This is a genomic window from Caballeronia insecticola, assembly GCF_000402035.1.
GTDB classification, from domain to species: domain Bacteria; phylum Pseudomonadota; class Gammaproteobacteria; order Burkholderiales; family Burkholderiaceae; genus Caballeronia; species Caballeronia insecticola.
This window is the reverse complement of the sequence record NC_021287.1, coordinates 2,123,587-2,140,986: the sequence shown is the minus strand read 5'-3', so window position 1 is coordinate 2,140,986 and position 17,400 is coordinate 2,123,587. Positions and strand designations below refer to the sequence as shown.

Annotated in this window: 18 protein-coding genes; 14 read left to right on the top strand and 4 right to left on the bottom strand. The window is 63.4% G+C overall.

Going from position 1 to position 17,400, the window contains the following annotated elements; translation table 11 throughout:
* Positions 1–211 precede the first annotated feature (211 nt).
* Positions 212–1,114: a cysteine synthase CysM gene (gene cysM, locus BRPE64_RS09925; protein ID WP_016345962.1), complete on the top strand. Its 903-nt coding sequence runs from the start codon at positions 212–214 to the stop codon at positions 1,112–1,114.
* Between the two features lie 83 nt (positions 1,115–1,197).
* Here the strand turns inward: cysM and mltB are convergent, their stop codons facing one another.
* Positions 1,198–2,370: a lytic murein transglycosylase B gene (gene mltB / locus BRPE64_RS09920; protein WP_016345961.1), complete on the bottom strand. Its 1,173-nt coding sequence runs from the start codon at positions 2,368–2,370 to the stop codon at positions 1,198–1,200.
* A gap of 343 nt (positions 2,371–2,713) precedes the next feature.
* Here mltB and BRPE64_RS09915 point away from each other — a divergent pair, with 343 nt between their 5' ends.
* Positions 2,714–3,637: a histone deacetylase family protein gene (locus BRPE64_RS09915; protein WP_016345959.1), complete on the top strand. Its 924-nt coding sequence runs from the start codon at positions 2,714–2,716 to the stop codon at positions 3,635–3,637.
* Here BRPE64_RS09915 and BRPE64_RS09910 read toward each other — a convergent pair.
* On the bottom strand, positions 3,634–4,527 hold the full coding sequence (locus BRPE64_RS09910; protein ID WP_044041472.1) for an alpha/beta hydrolase: 894 nt from the start codon (positions 4,525–4,527) through the stop codon (positions 3,634–3,636). The two genes, BRPE64_RS09915 and BRPE64_RS09910, sit on opposite strands and share 4 nt — an antisense overlap.
* 167 nt (positions 4,528–4,694) lie before the next feature.
* On the opposite strand from BRPE64_RS09910, the gene BRPE64_RS09905 reads away from it, so the two are divergent.
* The 6 genes from BRPE64_RS09905 (at position 4,695) to BRPE64_RS09880 (ending at position 10,967) form a co-directional block, all read left to right on the top strand.
* A complete protein-coding gene (locus BRPE64_RS09905) occupies positions 4,695–5,726 on the top strand; it encodes a methionine ABC transporter ATP-binding protein (protein ID WP_016345957.1) in 1,032 nt (343 codons plus the stop codon).
* Positions 5,716–6,369, top strand: a complete 654-nt coding sequence (locus BRPE64_RS09900; RefSeq protein ID WP_016345956.1) for a methionine ABC transporter permease — start codon at positions 5,716–5,718, stop codon at positions 6,367–6,369. Before BRPE64_RS09905 ends, BRPE64_RS09900 begins: the two co-directional genes overlap by 11 nt.
* Positions 6,370–6,392: 23 nt before the next feature.
* A complete protein-coding gene (locus BRPE64_RS09895) occupies positions 6,393–7,187 on the top strand; it encodes a MetQ/NlpA family ABC transporter substrate-binding protein (protein WP_016345955.1) in 795 nt (264 codons plus the stop codon).
* 189 nt (positions 7,188–7,376) lie between these two features.
* Positions 7,377–8,126 (top strand): electron transfer flavoprotein subunit beta/FixA family protein, encoded by a 750-nt coding sequence (locus tag BRPE64_RS09890; RefSeq protein ID WP_044041471.1) that lies wholly within the window; start codon positions 7,377–7,379, stop codon positions 8,124–8,126.
* A gap of 15 nt (positions 8,127–8,141) precedes the next feature.
* On the top strand, positions 8,142–9,077 hold the full coding sequence (locus BRPE64_RS09885; protein ID WP_016345953.1) for an electron transfer flavoprotein subunit alpha/FixB family protein: 936 nt from the start codon (positions 8,142–8,144) through the stop codon (positions 9,075–9,077).
* Positions 9,078–9,176: 99 nt separating this feature from the next.
* The gene (locus tag BRPE64_RS09880; protein WP_016345952.1) at positions 9,177–10,967 is read left to right on the top strand and encodes an acyl-CoA dehydrogenase; all 1,791 of its coding nucleotides are present in this window, start codon (positions 9,177–9,179) and stop codon (positions 10,965–10,967) included.
* Positions 10,968–11,017: 50 nt separating this feature from the next.
* Here the strand turns inward: BRPE64_RS09880 and BRPE64_RS09875 are convergent, their stop codons facing one another.
* Positions 11,018–12,310: a D-amino acid dehydrogenase gene (locus BRPE64_RS09875; protein WP_016345951.1), complete on the bottom strand. Its 1,293-nt coding sequence runs from the start codon at positions 12,308–12,310 to the stop codon at positions 11,018–11,020.
* Between the two features lie 165 nt (positions 12,311–12,475).
* Here BRPE64_RS09875 and BRPE64_RS09870 point away from each other — a divergent pair, with 165 nt between their 5' ends.
* Both BRPE64_RS09870 and BRPE64_RS09865 read left to right on the top strand, forming a co-directional pair.
* Complete coding sequence (locus BRPE64_RS09870; RefSeq protein WP_016345950.1) at positions 12,476–12,964, top strand: Lrp/AsnC ligand binding domain-containing protein; 489 nt, start codon at positions 12,476–12,478, stop codon at positions 12,962–12,964.
* Between the two features lie 66 nt (positions 12,965–13,030).
* Positions 13,031–14,170, top strand: a complete 1,140-nt coding sequence (locus BRPE64_RS09865) for a PA0069 family radical SAM protein (RefSeq protein ID WP_044041470.1) — start codon at positions 13,031–13,033, stop codon at positions 14,168–14,170.
* A gap of 12 nt (positions 14,171–14,182) precedes the next feature.
* Here BRPE64_RS09865 and BRPE64_RS09860 read toward each other — a convergent pair whose 3' ends face one another.
* Entirely contained in the window at positions 14,183–14,686 is a 504-nt protein-coding gene (locus tag BRPE64_RS09860; protein WP_016345948.1) for a TM2 domain-containing protein, read from the bottom strand.
* A gap of 256 nt (positions 14,687–14,942) precedes the next feature.
* On the opposite strand from BRPE64_RS09860, the gene rpsP reads away from it, so the two are divergent.
* From rpsP to rplS, 4 genes are all read left to right on the top strand, one after another.
* A complete protein-coding gene (gene rpsP, locus BRPE64_RS09855; protein WP_016345947.1) occupies positions 14,943–15,197 on the top strand; it encodes a 30S ribosomal protein S16 in 255 nt (84 codons plus the stop codon).
* A 70-nt stretch (positions 15,198–15,267) separates the two neighbouring features.
* Positions 15,268–16,014, top strand: coding sequence for a ribosome maturation factor RimM (gene rimM / locus BRPE64_RS09850; RefSeq protein WP_016345946.1), 747 nt, complete (start codon positions 15,268–15,270; stop codon positions 16,012–16,014).
* Between the two features lie 27 nt (positions 16,015–16,041).
* Complete coding sequence (trmD, locus tag BRPE64_RS09845; RefSeq protein ID WP_016345945.1) at positions 16,042–16,812, top strand: tRNA (guanosine(37)-N1)-methyltransferase TrmD; 771 nt, start codon at positions 16,042–16,044, stop codon at positions 16,810–16,812.
* Positions 16,813–16,943: 131 nt separating this feature from the next.
* A complete protein-coding gene (rplS, locus tag BRPE64_RS09840) occupies positions 16,944–17,330 on the top strand; it encodes a 50S ribosomal protein L19 (RefSeq protein WP_016345944.1) in 387 nt (128 codons plus the stop codon).
* The last annotated feature ends 70 nt before the right edge of the window (positions 17,331–17,400 follow it).

Here is a 17,400-nt window from a genome sequence, read left to right as displayed (position 1 = left end):
TTGGGCTCCCCGCGGACTGCCGCTCCGCGGGTTTTTTGCGCGCGCCGGATCCGTCGGACAACTTTCGCCGCGCTCGGCAATCCATCCGCGCAGCAGGGGCGCACCGGCGCTGCAGGAACCGCTGGGCTACAATCGGCGAATCCCTATATCGAAATCCCGCGACAAACGCTCGCCGAAGCGTCGTCCCGTGGGACACGAATCCGCTCCGCATATGGCTTACATGACTATCGAAGACACGATCGGCAATACGCCGCTCGTGCAACTCGTCCGCATCGTGGACGACGAAATCCGCAGCCGCAACAACATCGTCCTGGGCAAGCTCGAAGGCAATAATCCGGCGGGTTCGGTGAAGGACCGCCCGGCCTCGTCGATGATCAGGAAAGCTGAGGAGCGCGGCCGCATCAAGCCGGGCGATACGCTCATCGAAGCAACGAGCGGCAACACCGGCATCGCGCTCGCAATGGCCGCGGCGATGCGCGGCTACAAGATGGTGCTGCTCATGCCGGAAGATCTGTCGGTCGAGCGCCGTCAAAGCATGGCGGCGTACGGCGCGGAAATCGTGCTGACGCCGGTGACGGGCGGCATGGAATACGCGCGCGATCTCGCCGATCAAATGCAGCGCGATGGCCGCGGCATTATCCTCGATCAGTTCGCGAATCCCGACAACCCGCTCGCGCATTACGAAGGCACCGGCCCGGAATTGTGGCGTCAGACGGACGGGCAGATCACGCACTTCGTTTCGTCGATGGGCACGACCGGCACGATCATGGGCGTGTCGACGTACCTGAAGGAGCAGAACGAGAAGATCGAGATCATCGGCGCGCAGCCGGAAGAAGGCTCGCGCATTCCGGGCATTCGCAAGTGGCCGGAAGCGTATCTGCCGAAGATTTTCGACCGCAGCCGCGTGGATCGCGTCGAGAACGTGAGTCAGGCGGCGTCGGAGGCCATGGCGCGGCGCCTCGCATCGGTGGAAGGCATTTTCGCGGGCATTTCGTCGGGCGGCGCGTGCGAAGTCGCGCTGCGCATCGCGCGTCAGGTCGAAAACGCGACGATCGTGTTCGTCGTGTGCGATCGCGGCGACCGCTATCTGTCGACGGGCGTGTTTCCCGCCTGAGCGTTTGCATCGGCGTGCATCGGCTTGCGCCATGAAAAAACCCCGGCGCGCCGGGGTTTTGCTTTTGAAAACGAGCGCGACAACTATTGCGGATTCGTGCCCGTATCGCCCGCGATCATGCGCGCCTTCACCGCCTCGCCGAGCTGATAGACCGCGAGCGCATAGAAGAAGCTGCGGTTGTAACGCGTGAGCGCGTAGAAGTTCTTCAGCCCGAGCGTGTATTCGGTCGCGCGGCCGGGCGTCGGCAAATCGACTACGGTGAGCGGCGTCGGCGCTTCGGCCTCGATGTTCAGGCCCGGTTCGTTGAGCAGCATGCCGGCCTTGGTCAACTGCGCGAGCGACCAGTGCGGCTCCGGCGAACCGTCCGCCGCCGCCTGCGCAATACCCTGACTGCCGACATCGCCCGCAATGCGCCACACGACCGGCCGGCCCGGCTCCCAGCCGTTCTGCTTCAGATAGTTCGCGACGCTGCCGATGGCGTCCGCCGGGCTCGCGCGCAGATCGATGCGGCTGTTGCCGTCGTAATCGACCGCGTATTGCACGATGCTGCTCGGCAGGAACTGCGGAATGCCGATCGCGCCCGTGTACGAACCGAGCACGGTGGTCGGATCGATCTGCGAATCGCGCGTCCACACGAGCAGGTCTTCCAGATTCTTGCGGAAGGTCGCCATGCGCTCGATGCGATTCGGCGTGTTCGGATAATCGAAGGTGAGCGTGGTCAGCACATCGAGCGCGCGGAAGTTGCCCATGAAGCGGCCGTAGATGGTCTCCACGCCGATGATCCCGACGATGACCTCCGGCGGCACACCGAATTGCGTGGCGGCGCGTTGCAGCGTCGCCTGGTTCGCGCGCCAGAACTTCACGCCCGCGTTGATGCGAATAGGCTCGATGAAGCGCGACTGATACGCACGCCAGTTCTTGGCCGAAGGTGTCGGCGACGGCAGCACGAGCTTCGCCGCGGTAGCCGAATAACTGACGCGGCCGAACAGGTCGTGCAGCGCGGCCGAATCGAAGTCGTAGCGGGCGACCATGTCGTTGATGAACGCATCGACATTCGGATTGTTCGCGTAACGCTGCGGCACGATTTCTTCCTCGAACACCTGCCCTTGCGATGTCGAGGATTGCGGTTGCTGCGACTGCGCAAAGCTGCCGGTGCTGGACAGCAGGCCGAGCGCGCAGAAGAGGGAAGCGAAGAACGCGCGCCTGATCGGCCGGGTGGGCGCGGTGAGGTCGAGCGAAGCAAACTGGAAAGTCATAGTGTGCGGGGTTGGGGCGGTTGGGGCGATGCCGGATGTTCGGCCCGGGATGTTGAAGAAGTCGAAACGATCCGCAGCGATACTCAACGATATTCAACGATTCTCGGCAATACTCGGCGATACGCAACAACTTGCGGCTCGCCATGCGCGATGGCCCGGCCGGCAAGACGTCGGGGCAGTATAACCGACGCCTTGCGCCCAGATGGCCCATATGAGCCATATGACCGGGCGAGGCCGGCCACCTCGAACGCTGTGGTAACTTAACGTCAAATGCGCGGCGCCGGGTCGCGTATGACGAAAAAACACGAGACAAGAGCCGACGAAAGCGGCATTGCGAGACATCATGGCCACCGGCTTTTATTCCCACCCCGACTGCTTGCGGCACGACAACGGCCAATGGCATCCCGAATGCCCGGCGCGCCTGCAGGCGATCGAAGATCAGCTGATCGCGAGCCGTATCGATTCGCTCATCGAGCGCGAGGAAGCGCCGCTCGCCGAGGAAACCGATCTCGCGCGCGTGCACACGCAGGCGCACATCGATTACATCAAGAGCCGCACGCCCGAGCAAGGCAGAAGTGAACTCGACCCGGATACGTCGATGTGCCCCGAGTCCTATCGCGCTGCGTTGCGCGCGGCGGGCGCGGCGATCGCGGCCACCGACGCCGTGATCGAAGGGCGTTACGACAACGCGTTCTGCAGCGTGCGCCCGCCGGGCCATCACGCGGAACCGGCGCGCGCGATGGGCTTTTGCCTCTTCAACAACGTCGCGATTGCCGCGCGTCATGCGCTCGAGGTGCATGGCCTGCAGCGCGTCGCGATCGTCGATTTCGACGTGCATCACGGCAACGGCACCGAAGCCGCGTTTTCCGGCGACTCGCGCGTGCTGATGTGCAGCTTCTTCCAGCATCCGTTCTATCCGTTTTCCGGCGCGGACAATCACGCGTCCAACATGGTCAACGTGCCGCTGCCGGCGCGCACGAAGGGCATGCAGGTGCGCGAGGTCGTCGACATGATGTGGCTGCCGCGGCTCGAGGAATTCAAGCCGCAGATGATCTTCGTGTCGGCGGGTTTCGACGCGCATCGCGAGGACGACATGGCCAACATGGGTCTCGTCGAAGACGACTACGCGTGGATCACCGCGCAGATTCGGGCAGTGGCCCGCCGCCATGCGCAAGGGCGCATCGTGAGTTGTCTCGAAGGTGGCTATAACCTCTCGGCGCTCGGCCGCAGCGTCGTCGCGCATCTGCGGGCACTCGCCGAAATCTAGGTCGCGCGACGCGGCGCGTGCGTGCGCGCGTAATCGGCGCGCACGAGCGTCCAGTCGATCAACTCGCGGATCACACGGTCACGGTCGAGATCGTTGAGCGTCTCGTGCGCGCTGCCTTCGTAGAGCGCGAGCGTTTTATCGGTGGACGCGGCGGCCGCTTCGAATTCGCGGCTGCCGGCGGGGTCGCAGATCGTGTCGGCGGTGCCGTGGAAGACGTAGAGCGGCAACGTGATCGCGCCACGCTTCGCCGCGACGCGCTCCATGCCGGCAAGAATCTGCGCGGCGGTGCGGGCAGGCACCGCGCCGTGATGCACGAGCGGATCGCGCCTGTAAGCCTCGACCACACCCGATGCGCGCGAAAGCAACGACGGATCGATGCTGAACGCGGCCATGCGCGGCGCAAGCAATCCGGCGACGCGCGCGAGACTTGCCTTCCAGCGCGGCGTGCCCGCGCCGGGCTTGAGCGCGGGGCTCGACAGGATCAGCCCGGCCAGATCGATGTCCTGCGCGCGCTCGGCGGCATATAAGGCCGCGACGGCGCCGCCCATGCTGTGGCCCATCAGAAAGAGCGGCGTGGCGGCGGGTGGCGTTGCGGCGCACGCTTCGAGCAGCACGTCGACATCGCGCAGATAGTCGTTGAACACGCGCACCGACACGCGTGCGCCCGACGATTTCCCATGCCCACGCAAATCGATTGCGATCAGTTCGATGCCCGCGGCGTTCAACGCGAGCGCGAGCGCATCGTAGCGCCCGGCGTGCTCGCCGAGGCCATGCACAAGCGCGATGCGCGCCTCAGGCTCGCCTTCCGGCACCGGCCGCCAGCGATGCAGGAACAAATCGGCGCCGTGACGCGTCGTGACCGCGCTCGTCGAATAGATGTTGCGTGCCATCACCCGGTAAATTCCTTTTCGTTATTAGCCGTTCCTAAATCATTATTAAACAGAATGTAGGTGCTCCTGTAAAATCCTGGGCGGACAAGACTAAACAGCTATAACGAGCGGCGGCCGGCAGCGCGGGTGCGAACACCTGGCGAAGCCCTCCGCCGTTTGTATTTTCAATGATCGAAATACACAACCTTTCGCAGCGTTTCGCGGGACCCCGAGGTTGGGTCGAAGCGTTGCACAACGTCAATCTGACGATCCCCGCCGGCGAAGTGTTCGGCATCATCGGGCGCAGCGGCGCGGGCAAGAGCACGCTGGTGCGCACCATCAATCTGCTGACGCGGCCGAGCGAAGGCAACGTGATCGTCGACGGACGCGATCTCACGACGCTCTCCCGCGACGACCTGCGCGCCGCGCGCCGCGACATCGGCATGATCTTTCAGCACTTCAACCTGCTGTCCTCGCGCACGGTCTACGGCAATGTCGCGCTGCCGCTCGAACTTGCGGGCAAGAAGCGCGCGGAGATCGAAGCCGCAGTGCTGCCGCTGCTCGATCTGGTCGGCCTCACGACGCACAAGGACAAATATCCCGCGCAGATCAGCGGCGGGCAGAAGCAGCGCGTGGGCATCGCGCGGGCGCTCGCGAGCAGGCCGAAAGTGCTGCTTTCCGATGAAGCGACCTCCGCGCTCGATCCGGAAACCACGCGCGCGATTCTCGATCTGCTGCGCAAGATCAACCGCGAGCTTGGGCTCACGATCGTGCTGATCACGCACCAGATGGAAGTCATCAAGCAGGTCTGCGACCGCGTCGCGGTGCTCGAAGCGGGCCGCGTGGTGGAAGAGGGCAAGGTCGTCGATGTCTTCATGCAGCCGCATCACGAAGTTACGCGCGCGCTGATCGGCGATGTCATCGCACACGAACTGCCGCCCGCGCTCAAGGCGCGCGTCACCGAGCGTCTGAAGACCGGCGGTCATCTGTTGCGGCTCGCCTTTACGGGCTCGGGCGTCGATCAGCCGATTCTCTCCGAGACGATCCGCCGCTACGAACTCGATTTCAACATCCTGCATGGCCAGATCGACGAGATTCAAGGCCAGGCTTTCGGCTCGCTCGCGGTGCTCGCGGGCGGGCAACCCCTGAAGGTCGCCGAGGCGATCGCTTATTTGCGCACGCAAGGCGTTGTGGTGGAGGAGTTGTCCCATGTTGAGTGAAATGTTCGACATGTTCGTGCAGTCGTTCTGGGAAACGCTGATCATGGTCGGCATCTCGGGACTCGTCGGCGCCGCGCTCGGCCTGCCGCTCGGCGTGCTGCTCTATCTGACCGGCCGCGACAGCGTGCTGCAGAACCTCGGCGTGAATCGCGTGCTCGGCGGCATCGTGAATGCGGTGCGCTCGACGCCCTTCATCATCCTGCTCGTCGCGGTGATTCCGTTCACGCGGCTCGTGGTCGGTTCGTCGATCGGTACGGCGGCCGCCGTCGTGCCGCTGACCATTGCCGCTGCGCCATTCATCGCGCGGCTGGTCGAGACCGCGCTGCGCGAAGTGGACCGCGGCCTCATCGAAGCCGCGCAGGCCATGGGCGCGACCACGAGCCAGATCGTCTTCAAGGTGCTGCTGCCCGAGTCGCTGCCGGGCGTCGTCGCGGGGCTCACGATCACCTTCGTGTCGCTCGTCGGCTATTCGGCGATGGCGGGCGCGATCGGCGGCGGCGGTCTCGGCGATCTCGGCATCCGCTACGGCTATCAGCGCTTCTTGCCGGAAGTGATGCTGACGGTGGTCGTCATCCTGATCGTGTTCGTGCAGCTCGTGCAGTCGTTCGGCGACTGGCTCGTGCGGCGTCTGAGTCACAAATAATTCTTCGATAAAAAAGGCCTGTCATGCAACGTCGATTCATTCTGAAGTTCGCCGCCGCGCTCCTGAGCGCCACGCTGTTCAACGGAGTCGCGCACGCCGAGGACGCCATCAAGCTCGGCGTGACCGGCGGCCCGCACGCGCAGATCATGGACGTGGTGAAGCAGGTCGCCGCGAAGAACGGCCTGAAGATCACGGTCGTCGAGTTCTCGGACTACGTGCAGCCGAACGCCGCACTCGCCGCCGGCGATCTCGACGCGAACAGCTATCAGCATCTGCCGTATCTCGACGCGCAGGTGAAGGATCGCGGCTACAAGCTCGTGAAGATCGCCGACACGGTGACGTTCCCGATGGGCATCTACTCGAAGAAGCTGAAGTCGCTCTCGGCGCTCGGCAACGGCGCGCGCATCGCGGTGCCGAACGATCCGACCAACGGCGGACGTGCGCTGCTGCTCCTGCAGAAGCAAGGTCTGATCAAGCTGCGCCCGGATGCGGGTCTCAAGGCAACGCCGCTCGATATCGTCGAGAACCCGAAGAAGCTGAAGATCGTCGAACTCGACGCCGCGCAGATTCCGCGCTCGCTCGACGACGTCGATGCCGCCGCCATCAACACCAATTTCGCGATGGAAGCGGGCCTGAAGCCGAAGTCGGACGCGATCGCGATCGAGGATCCGCATGGACCGTACGTGAACATCATCGCGATCCGCGCCGCCGACAAGGACAAGCCGTGGGTCGCCAAGCTGGTCGCGGCGTATCACTCGCCGGAAGTGAAGCAGTTCGTCGAAGGCAAATACGCGGGAGCGGTGATCACCGCGTGGTGATCGGACCCGAAAAATGCCCGCCGTGGCTGGATTCGGGTTTTCGTGGATATAAATAGAACGATCGTTCGATTAAATTAGGCCAATACCTATTGCACGACGACCCGACCTACCCGATTGGTGCGGGGCTAGCTGACGCGTCGCTCGTATAATGACGCTGGGTTGACGTAATCGTAACTTTGGAGCGTGTGCATGAAAATTCTGGTGCCAGTCAAGCGCGTGGTCGACTACAACGTGAAGGTCCGGGTGAAGTCGGACAACACGGGCGTCGATATCGCCAACGTGAAGATGTCGATGAACCCGTTCGACGAAATCGCCGTGGAAGAGGCGGTGCGTCTGAGGGAAGCGGGAGTCGCCACCGAAGTGATCGCCGTGTCGTGCGGCGTGACGCAATGTCAGGAAACGCTGCGCACGGCGCTGGCTATCGGCGCGGATCGCGCGATTCTCGTCGAATCCGCAGACGATTTGCAGCCGCTCGCCGTCGCGAAAATTCTCAAGGCGCTGGTCGATCAGGAAAAGCCTGAACTCGTGATTCTCGGCAAGCAAGCCATCGACGACGACTCGAACCAGACCGGCCAGATGCTCGCCGCGCTGGCGGGTCTGCCGCAGGCTACGTTCGCATCGAAGGTCGTGGTCGCGGATGGCCGTGCCACCGTGTCGCGCGAAGTCGATGGCGGCGCGGAAACGCTGTCGCTGAAACTGCCGGCCGTGGTCACGACCGATCTGCGCCTGAACGAGCCGCGCTATGTGACGCTGCCGAACATCATGAAGGCGAAGAAAAAGCCGCTGACAACCGTGACGCCCGCCGATCTGGGCGTCGATGTCGCGCCGCGCCTGAAGACGCTGAAGGTCGTCGAGCCGCCCAAGCGCAGCGCCGGTATCACGGTGCCGGACGTGAAGACGCTGGTCGAGAAGCTCAAGACCGAAGCCAAGGTGCTGTAAAGGAGACGCGAGAAAATGACGATTCTGGTAATTGCGGAACACGACAATGCGTCGATCAAGGCATCGACGTTGAATACGGTGGCGGCGGCGGCGAAGATCGGCGGCGACGTGCACGTGCTGGTCGCGGGTTCGAACGCGCAAGGCGCGGCGGATGCGGCGGCGAAAATCGCGGGCGTGTCGAAAGTGCTGCTGGCCGATGCGCCGCAGCTCGCCGAAGGCCTCGCTGAAAACGTCGAAGCGACGGTGCTGAACGTCGCGAAGGACTATTCGCACATCCTCGCGCCGGCAACCGCTTACGGCAAGAACATCGCGCCGCGTATCGCCGCGCATCTGGATGTCGCGCAGATCAGCGACATCACCGCCGTCGACAGCGCCGATACTTTCGAGCGCCCGATTTACGCGGGCAACGCAATCGCGACGGTGCAATCGAGCGATGCGATCAAGGTCATCACCGTGCGTTCGACCGGCTTCGATCCGGTTGCGGCGCAAGGCGGCAGCGCATCGATCGAGAAGATCGAAGCCGCGGCGGACGCAGGCATCTCGCAGTTCGTGAGCCGTGAAGTCACGAAGCTCGATCGTCCGGAACTGACGAGCGCGAGCATCATCGTGTCGGGCGGACGTGGGCTCGGCAGCGGCGAAAACTATACGAAGACGCTGGAGCCGCTCGCCGACAAGCTCGGCGCGGCGCTCGGCGCATCGCGTGCGGCGGTGGATGCGGGCTACGTGCCGAACGACTTCCAGGTCGGGCAGACCGGCAAGATCGTCGCGCCGCAACTGTATGTGGCGGTCGGCATCTCGGGCGCGATCCAGCATCTGGCCGGCATGAAGGACAGCAAGGTCATCGTTGCGATCAACAAGGACGCCGAAGCGCCGATCTTCAGCGTGGCGGACTACGGTCTCGTCGGCGATCTGTTCTCGGTCGTGCCGGAACTCGTGAAAGAGCTCGGCTAAAGCCGCGCCGGGTCAATCGCACTCGCCATAACAAGAAGAAGGGCGCGACGAACGTTGCGCCCTTTTTTTCGGCCATCTGATGTGAGAGGAGACAAGACAATGAGCTATCACGCCCCGGTCAAAGAGATGCTGTTCGTGATGAAGGAGCTGGCCGATCTCGAGCGCATCGCCGCGTTGCCCGGTCACGAAGACGCGGGCTTCGACACGGCGCAGGCCGTCGTCGAGGAAGCGGCGCGTTTTTGCGGCGAAGTCATCGCGCCGCTGAATGTGGCGGGCGACCGCACGCCGAGCACGTGGGCGAACGGCGAAGTCACCACGACGCCCGGCTTCAAGGACGCGTTCCGTCAGTTCGCCGAAGGCGGCTGGCAAGGCGTCGTGCATCCGGCGGACTTCGGCGGGCAGGGCTTGCCCAAGCTCGTCGCGACGCCGTGCATCGAAATGCTCAATTCGGCGAATCTGTCGTTCGCGCTGTGTCCGCTGTTGACGGACGGCGCAATCGAAGCGCTGCTCACTGCGGGCAGCGACGCCCTGAAAGCCCGCTATCTGCCGAAGTTCATCTCCGGCGAATGGACCGGCACGATGAACCTCACCGAGCCGCAGGCCGGCTCCGATCTCGCGCTCGTGCGCACGCGCGCCGAGCCGCAGGGCGACGGCACGTTCAAGCTGTTCGGCACGAAGATTTTCATCACCTACGGCGAGCACGACATGGCGAAGAACATCGTCCATCTGGTGCTCGCGCGCACGCCCGATGCGCCCGAAGGCGTGAAGGGCATTTCGCTGTTTCTCGTGCCGAAGTTTCTCGTCGGCGACGACGGCTCGCTCGGCGCGCGCAACGACGTACATTGCGTGTCGATCGAGCACAAGCTCGGCATCAAGGCGAGCCCGACCGCCGTGCTGCAATACGGCGATCACGGCGGCGCGACGGGCTATCTGATCGGCGAGGAGAATCGCGGGCTCGAATACATGTTCATCATGATGAACGCGGCGCGTTTCGCGGTCGGCATGCAGGGCGTCGCGGTGGCGGAGCGCGCGTATCAACAGGCGGTCGCATATGCGAAGGATCGCGTGCAGAGCCGTCCCGTCGACGGCAGCGCGAAGGAGCCGGTCACGATCATCCATCATCCCGACGTGCGGCGCATGCTCGCGACGATGCGCGCCTACACCGAAGGCGTGCGCGCGCTCGCGTACGTTGCGGCGGCGCACAGCGATCTCGCGCACGCTCACCCCGACGCGGACACGCGCAAGAGCCATCAGGCGATCTACGAATATCTCGTGCCGATCGTGAAGGGCTTCGGCACGGAAATGTCCGTCGATGTCGCGAGCCTCGGCGTGCAGGTGCACGGCGGCATGGGCTTCATCGAGGAAACGGGCGCGGCGCAGTATTATCGCGACGCCCGCATCCTGCCGATCTACGAAGGCACGACGGCGATTCAGGCGAACGACCTCATCGGCCGCAAGACGGTGCGCGATGGCGGCGCGACGGCGCAGGCGCTGCTCGCGCAGATCGATCAGACCATCGCGACGCTCGCGGATACCGAGGGCCAGCCGTTCAAGTCGATGCATCGTCATCTGAGCGCGGCGAGCCTGTCGCTGGCGCGCTCGGTCGAGTTCGTCGTCGCGAAGTTCAGGAGCGATCCGAACGCAGTGTTCGCGGGCAGCGTGCCGTATCTGCGGCTCGCGGGCATCGTGCTGTCCGGCTGGCAGATGGCGCGCGCGATGCTGATCTCCCACGCCCGTCGCGCGGAAGACGAGCGCTTCCATTCGGCCAAGATCGCGACGGCGCAGTTCTTCGCGGAACATATCCTGTCGCAGGCGCCGGGCATCGAGGCGTCGATCGTCAGCGCGAACGGTGAGCAAGGCGTGCTTGCGCTTGCCGAAGATCAGTTCTAAAAACGACAAAGGCGCCTTGAGGCGCCTTTGTTTTCATGCGACAGCGGTAATCACGCGTTCGCGTATCCCGGACGCGTTTTCACGCCCGTCTCGCCGAAATAGCGATGCACGGATAGATCGTCCGCGCGGATCGCGGGCTGCTTGCCCGACATCAGATCGGCGAGCAACTGGCCCGAGCCGCACGACATCGTCCAGCCGAGCGTGCCGTGGCCCGTGTTGAGGAACAGATTCGGCACCGGCGTGCGGCCGACGATCGGCGTGCCGTCCGGCGTCATCGGGCGCAGGCCGGTCCAGAAGGTGGCGCTTGCGGTGTCGCCGCCGCCGGGGAACAGGTCGTTCACGCACATTTCGAGCGTTTCGCGACGCGCTTGCTTGAGCGTCTTGTCGTAGCCGACGATTTCCGCCATGCCGCCCACGCGAATGCGATCGTCGAAGCGCGTGATCGCGATCTTGTACGTTTCGTCGAGCACGGTGGAGACGGGCGCGCGCTTGGCATCGACGATCGGCGCGGTGATCGAATAGCCCTTCAGCGGATACACCGGAATCTTGACGAGGTCGCCGAGCAGCTTCGGCGAATACGAACCGAGCGCGACGACATACGAATCCGCCTGCACGAACTCCTTGCCGCACTGCACGCCCGCGATGCGGCCGTTCGCGACGGCGAGCGCATCGATCGACATGTTGTAGCGGAACTTGACGCCCAGCGCTTCGGCCATGGCGGCGAGGCGCGTGGTGAACATCTGGCAGTCGCCGGTTTCGTCGTTCGGCAGGCGCAGACCGCCCGTCAGCTTGTGCGACACGGCGGCGAGCGCGGGCTCGGCCTTCTTCAGTTCGTCGGCCGTCAGTAGTTCGAACGGCACGTTTGCATCCTTCAGCACGGCGATGTCCTTGCCGGCACCGTCGAATTGCTGTTGCGTGCGGAACAGTTGCAGCGTGCCGCCCGTGCGGCCTTCATAGCTGATGCCGGTGTCGGCGCGCAAGGCTTGCAGGCAGTCGCGGCTGTATTCGGCCAGGCGCACCATGCGGCCCTTGTTGACCGTATAGCGATCCTGCGTGCAGTTGCGCAGCATTTGCCACATCCATTGCAACTGATTCATCGTGCCGTCGAGACGGATGGCGAGCGGCGCGTGCTTTTCGAACATCCACTTCACGGCCTTGAGCGGCACGCCCGGCGCGGCCCACGGCGACGCATAGCCCGGCGAAATTTGCCCTGCGTTGGCGAAACTCGTCTCGAGCGCGGGTCCGGCTTCGCGGTCGATGACCGTGACATCGTGACCGGCGCGAGCAAGGTAGTACGCGCTCGTGACACCGACGACACCGCTTCCCAAAATGACGATTCGCATGTGATCTCCATCGAAAATTCGAGCAACTTCCGCGTTGTTTCACCTGAGCTGATCTCGAAAAGTCGATCGAGCCGGTGAATGGAAGTGCATATAGTGTTATCGCCTATACTATGGATGTTTAGGCAGTTTTAGTTATCGTATTTGATGGATTTTCGGGAAAAACCAATGCGAACACAGCGAAATCCGGTCCGCGCGCTCGACAAGCTCGATCACAAGATCCTGAACATCCTTCAGGAGGACGGCCGAATCGCGATGAAGGACCTGGCCGAGCGCGTCGGATTGTCGGTGACGCCTTGTATCGAGCGGGTGAAACGCATGGAACGCGATGGCGTCATCACCGGTTACTACGCGCGCGTGAACCCGACCGAACTGGGCGCGGCGCTGCTCGTGTTCGTCGAGATCACGCTCGATCACAAGAGCGGCAACATGTTCGAGCAGTTCCGGCGCGAAGTGCAGAAGATCCCGGAAGTGCTCGAGTGCCACCTCGTTTCCGGCGATTTCGACTATCTGATCAAGGCGCGCATCGGCGAGATGGCCGACTACCGGAAGCTGCTCGGCGACATCCTGTTGCAGTTGCCGGGCGCCGTTCAGTCGAAGAGTTACGTGGTGATGGAGGAGATCAAGGAGACGCTGAGGATTTTCGTCGACGTGTGATTCCCCCTTGCGATGGCGGCGTGATACTGTATATTTATACAGTATCGATTGCCGGATTTTTTCGCAATGTCATCGCCTGATCGTGAGTATCCCGTTGCGCCACCCGCGCCGCTGAAAGGGCGCGGCGCCGTGTCGAACCTGCAGGGGCGGTACGAGAAGGACGAGCGCGAGCGCGTCGACGACGGCTGGCAGCACACGGCCGGGCAAGATGAAGGCGAATGCGAAACCTCGACGCCGTTGCGCACGCAGATTTTCGAGGAGCGCGCCAAAAGCATCCTGACGCGCAACAGCTCGCCGGACATCCCGTTTTCCGTGTCGCTCAATCCGTACCGCGGCTGCGAACATGGCTGCATCTATTGCTTCGCGAGGCCGACGCACAGCTATCTCGGTCTTTCGCCGGGACTGGATTTCGAAAGCCGCATCTACGCGAAGATCAACGCGCCCGAACTGCTGGCGCGTGAATTGGCGAAGGCGAATTACGAGCCCGAACCGATCGCGCTCGGCGTCAATACGGACGCGTATCAACCCGTCGAACGCGATCTTCAGATCACGCGGCGCGTGATTCAGGTCATGCACGACTGCGGCCAGCCGTTCGCGGCAATCACCAAGAATTCGCTGATCGAGCGCGACATCGACCTGCTCGCGCCCATGGCCGAGCGCGGCCAGTTCATGGCGGCTATCACCGTCACCACGCTCGATGCGGACATCGCGCGCACGCTCGAACCGCGCGCCGCGACGCCGTCGCGCCGTCTGCGCACCATCCGCACGCTCGCGGAGGCGGGCATTCCGGTGGGCGTGAGCATCGCGCCGGTGATTCCGTTCGTCACCGAGCAGGATATGGAGCGCGTGCTGGAGGCGTGCGCCGAGGCGGGCGCATCGAGCGCGAGCTATATCGTGCTGCGTCTGCCGTGGGAAGTGGCGCCGCTTTTCAAGGACTGGCTCGCCGCGCATTTTCCGGATCGCGCGGACCGCGTGATGAGCCGCGTGCGCGACATGCGCGGCGGCAAGGACTACGACTCGAACTTCGCCACGCGGATGAAAGGCGAAGGCTTGTGGGCCGACATGCTCAAACAGCGTTTCCGTCAGGCGACCAAACGTCTCGGCCTGAATGCGCGGCAGCGCGGCATCCTCGATATGTCGGAATTTCAGCGGCCGGCCAAGCCGGCGGTAGCTCCGCCGGCGAATCCGCAACTCGACTTGTTCTGAGCTTTCGGAGCGTTATTGAGAGATCGTTTTGGCTGCTTCGACCTGACTTTCGAAGTACGTCTGGAAGGTGAGGGCGAGACCGGTCATCAGCAGAAACGCGCCGATCAGCAACGAAAAAATCACGACGAAGATCACGGTCCAGCCCGAGCGGCTGCTGCGGCCGGTGTGGGCGTTGAATTGCGCGTCCCATTTGGCGTCGGGGCGCAGCCCACAGACGATGGCCGACAGAAAAGCCGCGAGCAGCGAGACGGCGCCCGGGAACGCGAGTACCCAGCCGAGCATGGAGGCGCGCTCGGTTTCCTTGAGCAGCAGATAGCCGAACGCACCGAGCACGATGCCGACGATATGCGCCCAGCCGTACTTGTCGCGCAATCCATACAAATAGAAGCGATGCAGGCCGATATAGCCGAACAGGAACGCGAGCGCCGCGGTGAGCGTCTTCGAGCGGAAATACGGCGGAACGTGTTTGCCGGCTGGCTGCGGGCCGGATTGCGTGGCGACGGACGAAGTGGTCATCAGCGAATGCGTGGTGGAATGAAGGCAGGCGCGCCATGTGAACCGACGCCGGTCTGCCATTTTACGCCGACGCGCCGGGGCATCACCATCGGCACGTTGCCGCACGGATCGCGATCCGGTCGATCTCGCCCGCAAAAATCCGCCCAAACCGAACGCGCGCCGAGAAAAAATACGTTAAGTGTTTGTTCGTGTTCCGGAATCCAGCTATAATTGCCTGTTCTCGTTGTTCCGAACCCCGGTTTTCAAGGATTTCAGCATGGTCATCATCCGCTTGGCTCGTGGCGGCTCGAAAAAGCGCCCGTTCTACAACATCGTTGCAACCGACTCGCGTAGCCGCCGTGATGGCCGCTTCATCGAGCGCGTGGGCTTCTACAACCCGGTCGCCACGAAGGGCGAATCGCTGCGTATCGCTCAGGATCGCCTGACGTACTGGCAAGGCGTTGGCGCGCAACTGTCGCCGACCGTCGAGCGCCTGGTCAAGCAAGCTCAGCAAGCCCAACCGGTTGCTTAAGCGCGCTTGGCAGACGCTGTAGCAAACGTCGCTGTCATAAACGCTCGAAACCTGCCCAAAAGGTTCGCCGATGTCTACGCGTGATTCCGAATCCGGCGGCAAGCCGGAAACCGTCGCGGAGAAGGTCGACCGAACGAAGCCGGGGCAAGATGAAGGTTCCGCCACGTTCGGCGCATTCGTCCGCAAGCCGGGCGCGCGCCGCGTGGCGGTCGACGTTTCGGGAAGTCCTTCGGCACGTAGCGAACCCGAAAGCTCGATCGAGCCGGTCGACTCCGTGCCGGACGACGCCGTCGAAGTCGGCTTCATTGCCGATGCCTACGGGCTCAAGGGCTGGGTCAAGATCGTGCCGCACGCGAACGGCAAGCAGGGCGGCGACGCACTGCTGAGCGCGAAACGCTGGTGGCTCGTGAAAGGCCGCGAACGCAAGTCCGCGCGCTGCCTGCAGTCGAAGGTGCATGCCGATACCATCGTCGCGCGCCTGGCCGGCTGCGAGGATCGCGACACGGCGGCCGCGCTGAAGGGTCATGCGGTGTATGTCGCGCGTGGCGATTTCCCGAAGCTCGACAGCGAAGACGAATTTTACTGGGTCGATCTGATCGGCCTGGACGTCGAGAACGAGGCGGGCGTGGCGCTGGGCCGCGTCGCCGATCTGATCGACAACGGCGCCCATTCCATCCTGCGGATCGAGTATCCCGGCACGGATAAGGATGGCAAGCCCGAAACCGGCGAGCGGCTGATTCCGTTCGTCGGCGTGTACGTGAAAACGGTGGACCGGGCGGCGAAGCGTATCGTCGTCGACTGGGACGCCGATTATTAATTCGATGTGTAAGATACGGAGAGAGCGATGCAGTTCGATGTCGTAACGCTCTTTCCCGAGATGTTCCGCGCACTGACCGACTGGGGCATCACCAGCCGGGCGGTGAAGCAGGAGCGCTTCGGTTTGCGTACGTGGAATCCGCGCGATTTCACGACCGACAACTATCGCACCGTCGATGATCGCCCGTACGGCGGCGGCCCCGGCATGGTGATGCTGGCGCGTCCGCTGGAAGACGCCATTCACGCGGCGAAGGCGGCGCAGCGCGAGCAGGGTATCGCATCGACGCGCGTCGTGATGATGTCGCCGCAAGGTGCGAAGCTGGACCACGAGCGCGTGATGCGTTTCGTGCAGGAACCCGGTCTCGTGCTGCTGTGCGGCCGTTACGAAGCGATCGATCAACGCCTGCTCGACCGCGAAGTAGACGAAGAAGTGAGCCTCGGCGACTTCGTGCTGTCCGGCGGAGAACTGCCGGCCATGGCGCTGATGGATGCAGTGGTCCGCCAGTTGCCCGGCGTGCTGAATGACGCGCAGTCGGCGGTGCAGGACAGTTTCGTCGACATATTGCTCGATTGTCCGCACTACACGCGGCCGGAAGAATACGAAGGCGTGCGCGTTCCCGATGTGCTGCTCGGCGGCCATCACAAGGAAATCGACGCGTGGCGCAGGCGCGAAGCCTTGCGCAACACGTTCGCCAAGCGGCCCGACCTGATCGGCCGGGCGCGCAAGAACAAGATGTTGAGCCGTGCCGACGAGGCATGGCTCGCAGAACTCGCGAAGGAAGCGTCGAAACCCGCATAGGTTTCGAGCCGACAAGCGGGACAATGGGGGCGCCGTCTGAACCTCGGCGCCTGAAGCAAACCCATCCTCTACCGGGGCCTCAACGACATTCGAGGCACGCAACTCCGGCAAGATGGCACAAGGAGTCAGTAATGAATCTGATTGAGCAACTCGAGAAGGAAGAGATCGCACGCGTTCTGGGCGAGAAGACCATCCCCGACTTCGCGCCGGGCGATACCGTCATCGTCAACGTGAACGTCGTCGAAGGTACGCGTAAGCGTGTTCAGGCTTACGAAGGCGTCGTCATCGCCAAGCGTAACCGTGGCCTGAACTCGAACTTCATCGTCCGCAAGATTTCGTCGGGCGAAGGCGTCGAGCGTACGTTTCAGACTTACTCGCCGCTGCTCGCGAGCATCGTCGTGAAGCGCCGTGGTGACGTTCGCCGCGCGAAGCTTTACTACCTGCGCGAGCGTTCGGGCAAGTCGGCTCGAATCAAAGAAAAGCTGTTCACGAAGGATCGCGCAGCCGCAGCGGAGTAAATTCCAACGCAGCGTCGCACCGGAAAAAGCACCCCTTGCGGGTGCTTTTTTCTTTGGTGTGTTCAAATCG

What these genes read in the sequence shown, in the direction of transcription:
- BRPE64_RS09885 (WP_016345953.1), top strand. Translation starts at nt 8,142, where the DNA reads ATGACGATTCTGGTAATTGCGGAACACGACAATGCGTCGATCAAGGCA.
- BRPE64_RS09860 (WP_016345948.1), bottom strand. Translation starts at nt 14,686, where the DNA reads ATGACCACTTCGTCCGTCGCCACGCAATCCGGCCCGCAGCCAGCCGGC.
- mltB (WP_016345961.1), bottom strand. Translation starts at nt 2,370, where the DNA reads ATGACTTTCCAGTTTGCTTCGCTCGACCTCACCGCGCCCACCCGGCCG.
- rimM (WP_016345946.1), top strand. Translation starts at nt 15,268, where the DNA reads ATGTCTACGCGTGATTCCGAATCCGGCGGCAAGCCGGAAACCGTCGCG.
- BRPE64_RS09865 (WP_044041470.1), top strand. Translation starts at nt 13,031, where the DNA reads ATGTCATCGCCTGATCGTGAGTATCCCGTTGCGCCACCCGCGCCGCTG.
- BRPE64_RS09910 (WP_044041472.1), bottom strand. Translation starts at nt 4,527, where the DNA reads ATGGCACGCAACATCTATTCGACGAGCGCGGTCACGACGCGTCACGGC.
- BRPE64_RS09875 (WP_016345951.1), bottom strand. Translation starts at nt 12,310, where the DNA reads ATGCGAATCGTCATTTTGGGAAGCGGTGTCGTCGGTGTCACGAGCGCG.
- BRPE64_RS09880 (WP_016345952.1), top strand. Translation starts at nt 9,177, where the DNA reads ATGAGCTATCACGCCCCGGTCAAAGAGATGCTGTTCGTGATGAAGGAG.
- BRPE64_RS09915 (WP_016345959.1), top strand. Translation starts at nt 2,714, where the DNA reads ATGGCCACCGGCTTTTATTCCCACCCCGACTGCTTGCGGCACGACAAC.
- BRPE64_RS09905 (WP_016345957.1), top strand. Translation starts at nt 4,695, where the DNA reads ATGATCGAAATACACAACCTTTCGCAGCGTTTCGCGGGACCCCGAGGT.
- BRPE64_RS09870 (WP_016345950.1), top strand. Translation starts at nt 12,476, where the DNA reads ATGCGAACACAGCGAAATCCGGTCCGCGCGCTCGACAAGCTCGATCAC.
- trmD (WP_016345945.1), top strand. Translation starts at nt 16,042, where the DNA reads ATGCAGTTCGATGTCGTAACGCTCTTTCCCGAGATGTTCCGCGCACTG.
- rplS (WP_016345944.1), top strand. Translation starts at nt 16,944, where the DNA reads ATGAATCTGATTGAGCAACTCGAGAAGGAAGAGATCGCACGCGTTCTG.
- BRPE64_RS09895 (WP_016345955.1), top strand. Translation starts at nt 6,393, where the DNA reads ATGCAACGTCGATTCATTCTGAAGTTCGCCGCCGCGCTCCTGAGCGCC.
- cysM (WP_016345962.1), top strand. Translation starts at nt 212, where the DNA reads ATGGCTTACATGACTATCGAAGACACGATCGGCAATACGCCGCTCGTG.
- BRPE64_RS09900 (WP_016345956.1), top strand. Translation starts at nt 5,716, where the DNA reads ATGTTGAGTGAAATGTTCGACATGTTCGTGCAGTCGTTCTGGGAAACG.
- rpsP (WP_016345947.1), top strand. Translation starts at nt 14,943, where the DNA reads ATGGTCATCATCCGCTTGGCTCGTGGCGGCTCGAAAAAGCGCCCGTTC.
- BRPE64_RS09890 (WP_044041471.1), top strand. Translation starts at nt 7,377, where the DNA reads ATGAAAATTCTGGTGCCAGTCAAGCGCGTGGTCGACTACAACGTGAAG.